This is a genomic window from Novosphingobium sp. B-7 (genome assembly GCF_000410615.1).
In the GTDB taxonomy this organism is placed as follows: Bacteria; Pseudomonadota; Alphaproteobacteria; order Sphingomonadales; family Sphingomonadaceae; genus Novosphingobium; species Novosphingobium capsulatum.
The window spans coordinates 5775-9724 of record NZ_KE148358.1 but is presented as its reverse complement, the minus strand read 5'-3'; the positions used below and the strand labels follow the sequence as shown (position 1 = coordinate 9724).

Here is a 3950-nt window from a genome sequence, read left to right as displayed (position 1 = left end):
AGGGCCTGGAACGGGGCGAGATCGGCGGCCAGTTCGTCTTCCCCGGCGGTGACCGTGGGCAGTTCCTTGTGGCTGTCGGCCATGGCGCGGCCGTGGCCGGGCATGTGCTTGATCACGCCCATCACCCCGGCCCGCGCCAGGCCATCGAGCGTCGCGCGGCCCAGGGCTGCCACGCGCTGCGGTTCCTTGCCCAGGGCGCGATCGCCGATCACGTCGTGCGCGCCGGGCTGCCGCACATCGAGCAGCGGCAGGCAATCCACGCTGATGCCAGCTTCGGCCAGATCGATGCCCAAGGCTTGCGCATTGGCGCGCGCCGCCTCGATCGCGCTCGCGGGCGCCACGTCATAGAGCCGGTCGAACGCCTCGCCAGCGGGATAGGGAACCCAGACCGGCGGCTTCATCCGCGCGACGCGGCCACCTTCCTGATCGATCGAGATCAGCAGCCGGTCGCGCCCGTGCAGGTCACGCAGCGAATCGGTCAACTCTCGCAGCTGTTCGCGCGATTCGACATTGCGGCCGAACAGGATGTAGCCGGCAGGATCGGCGTCCTGGAAAAAGGCGCGCTCGTCGGCGGTGAGAACGGGGCCGGAAAGGCCGAAAATGGCTGGAAGCATCGGAGAAGCTTTCCCGCAATTCGGTGCCTTTGACAAGCCACGCAGGCCTTGCCGCCCCATCCGCATTTCCGCATTCCCCGGATGAAGCCATCCGGGGTCAGGCTGTCAGGCAGATCAGTGCTTGACCTGGCACTTCACCCCTTCGCCCTGCAGCGTGTTGCACAGCGAATTGGCAGCGCTCGCGTCGCCGGGCACGGCCTGAAGGCGATAGACCGTGCCGATATCGGCCTTGCCGGCGATGATGCGATGGCTGACGCCCTTGAGGCTTTCATGCGCGACGACCAGCTTGTTCCACCCGGCTTCGGCCAGGGCCTGGCTCGAAAACGCGCCAACCTGCACGCCCACGCCGCTGACCGGCGCAGCGGCGGGCGCGGCCTTTTCAGCGGGCTTGTCTGCCGGCTTGGCCGTGGCGGATGGGCTGGCCGCGGGCGCCGGCGCGTCCTTGGCAGCAAGGGCCGCAGTCGGGCGTTCGCCTTCGCTGACCTTGAAGCTGGAATCGCCAGTGCCCTGGAACGTCTTGCCGCCCGGATCCTTGGGCGCAACCTTGTAGGGTTCCTTGCTCGCCTCGATCAGGCTGCCATCGGCAGCGGCCGGGGCGGCGTTGCGGTGCGTGGCCCAGTAGATCGCCCCGACGATCGCGGCGAGCAGGATCAGCGCCAGCACGCCAAAGCCGATCAGGCGCCCGTTGTCGGGGCCTTCCTCTTCCAGATCGACATCGTCGGCGCTTTCCAGCCAGGGCAGGCGTTCTTCGCTGCCCAGGTCCAGCGCCTGCGCGCCGGTGCCCTGGCCATTTTCGCCGATCGCGGCGTTGTCATGCTGATCCCCGTTCACCATTGCCTTCAAAGCTCCTGCGCGGCCTCAACCCCCAAGATGGCCAGCCCGTTCTTCAATACCTGCCCGATTTGCGCGGCCAGGAAAAGGCGCGCCTCGGTCAGGGACTGGTCCTGTGCCACAATGAAGCGCTTTTCCGGCTTGTCGTTGCCTACGTTCCAATAGGCGTGGAACGCGGCAGCCAGATCATAGAGGAAAAACGCGATGCGATGCGGCTCGCGCGCAACTGCGGCGCCTTCCACCATGCGCGGGAACTGCGCGGCCTGCTTGATCACGGCGAGTTCTTCCTGGCCCAGCAGCGCGAGATGGGCAGCGCTGGGCGCCCAGCCCAGTTCGGCGCCCTTGCGCAGGGTGGAAGAAATCCGGGCATGGGCATATTGCACATAGAACACCGGATTGTCCTTCGACGCTTCCACCACCTTGGCAAAGTCAAAGTCCATCTGCGCATCGGGCTTGCGGGTCAGCATGGTGAAGCGCACCACGTCCTTGCCCACTTCCTCGACCACATCGGCCAGCGTCACGAAATTGCCCGCGCGCTTCGACATCTTGACCGGCTGGCCATCGCGCAACAGCTGGACCATCTGCACCAGTTTGACTTCAAACGGCTTGGGGCTCGCGCCTTCTGCCCCGGTCAGCGCGGCAACGGCGGCCTTGATCCGCTTGACCGTGCCGGCATGGTCCGCGCCCCAGATATCCACCAGTGCGTCGGCGGTTTCCGCCTTCTGGAAGTGGTAGGCCAGGTCGGCGCCGAAATAGGTCCAGCTGCCGTCCGACTTCTTGATCGGGCGATCCTGGTCATCGCCAAACCGCGTGGAGCGGAACAGCGGCAGCTCGACCGGTTCCCAGTCTTCGGGCGTCTTGCCCTTGGGCGCTTCGAGATGGCCGTCATAGACCAGATCGTGCGCGCGCAGCCAGGCTTCGGCCGCCTCGGGCTTGCCGGCGGCCTGCAGTTCCGCCTCGGACGAGAAGAGATCGTGGACGATGCCGAGCTTGGCGAGGTCTTCCTTGATCATCACCAGCATCGCGGCCACCGCCTTTTGGCGGAACAGCACCAGCCATTCGCTTTCGGGCGCGGTGACATAGCGATCACCAAATTCGGCCGCGAGGGCCTGGCCCAGCGGGATCAGGTATTCACCCGGATAGAGGCCTTCGGGAATGCCGCCAACGTCTTCGCCCAGCGCCTCACGATAGCGCACGTGCGCCGAGCGGGCGAGCACATCGACCTGCGCGCCGGCATCGTTGACGTAATATTCCTTGATCACCTTATGCCCGGCAAATTCGAGCAGGGCCGCGAGGGCATCGCCCACCACCGCGCCGCGGCAATGGCCCATGTGCATCGGCCCGGTGGGATTGGCCGAGACATATTCGACGTTCACCGTGCTGCCACCGCCCAGGGTAGAGCGGCCATAGCTGTTTGCGGCCTGGCCGATCAGGGCCAGCTCGTCGGTCCACGCGGCATCGGCCAGGCGCAGGTTGATGAAGCCCGGCCCGGCGATCTCGGCGCTGACGACGCGCGGATGGGCGGCGAGTTCCTCTACCATGAGCGCGGCCAGCGCGCGCGGGTTGGTGCCAGCGGGCTTGGCCAGGACCATCGCCGCATTGGTGGCCAGATCGCCATGCGCGGCATCGCGCGGCGGTTCGCACGTGACGGCGCCGCGCGGCAGGCCGGCGGGCAGCGCGCCCTTGGCGACAAGGGCATCGAGCGCGGCATCGATCACGCCGGCATAGGCAGCGAACAGCGTCTGGGCGGCAACGGGGCTATCGGTCGTCATGGCACGGGCCGATAGCGAATTTGTGGGGCGTTGGAAACCCGAGCGGCGCGGGCATGCGCAACGCCGGTTCAGCCAACGCCGGTTCAGCCCCTGTGCGCCATCCACCATTCCAGCAGGTGCCGCGCCACCGCCGTATGGGTCGGCGCCCCGAACGGCGCATCGGGCCGGCCCTCCAGCGCGGCGCTGACTTCTTCGCGGGTGAACCAGCGCGCGTCTTCCAACTCGTTCTGATCAATAGTGATGGTGGGATCATCGGCCACGGCATGGCAGGCGATCATCAGCGACGAGGGATAGGGCCAGGGCTGGCTGGCGACATAGCGCACGTCGCGCACGCGCACGCCGGCTTCCTCCAGCACTTCGCGTGCCACGGCTTCTTCCACCGTTTCGCCCGGCTCGACAAAGCCGGCCAGCGCGGAATAGCGCCCGGCGGGAAAGCGTGGCTGGCGCCCCAGCAAGAGGCGCCCGTCATGTTCGACCAGCATGATCGTGACCGGATCGACGCGCGGAAAGTGATCGGCGCCGCAGTCCGCATTGCTGCATGAGCGCTGCCAGCCGCCCTTGGCCGCCTGCGTGGCATGGCCACAGCGCGCGCAAAAGCGGTGGCGCGCGTGCCAATCGACCGGGCTGCGCGCGCCGCCATAGATTGCCAGATCGCGCGCCGGCATGGCATCGAGCAGGGCGCGCAGATTGGGCGCGGCGGGAGCCGTGCTACCGCCCAGATCCGGCGCGGCGG

At 67.4% G+C, this 3950-nt stretch carries 4 protein-coding genes; all 4 read right to left on the bottom strand.

The genetic code is table 11. The features are described 5' to 3' along the window. The coding region (locus H926_RS27615; protein ID WP_043609599.1) for a glycoside hydrolase family 3 N-terminal domain-containing protein at positions 1–614 on the bottom strand (614 nt) is incomplete at its 3' end. 114 nt (positions 615–728) lie between these two features. Continuing rightward, positions 729–1448, bottom strand: coding sequence for an SPOR domain-containing protein (locus tag H926_RS27610; RefSeq protein WP_022676850.1), 720 nt, complete (start codon positions 1446–1448; stop codon positions 729–731). Between the two features lie 5 nt (positions 1449–1453). Continuing rightward, positions 1454–3217: an arginine--tRNA ligase gene (argS, locus tag H926_RS0113875; protein WP_022676849.1), complete on the bottom strand. Its 1764-nt coding sequence runs from the start codon at positions 3215–3217 to the stop codon at positions 1454–1456. 83 nt (positions 3218–3300) lie between these two features. Continuing rightward, a partial coding sequence (gene nudC / locus H926_RS27605; RefSeq protein ID WP_022676848.1) for an NAD(+) diphosphatase occupies positions 3301–3950 on the bottom strand: 650 nt, incomplete at its 5' end.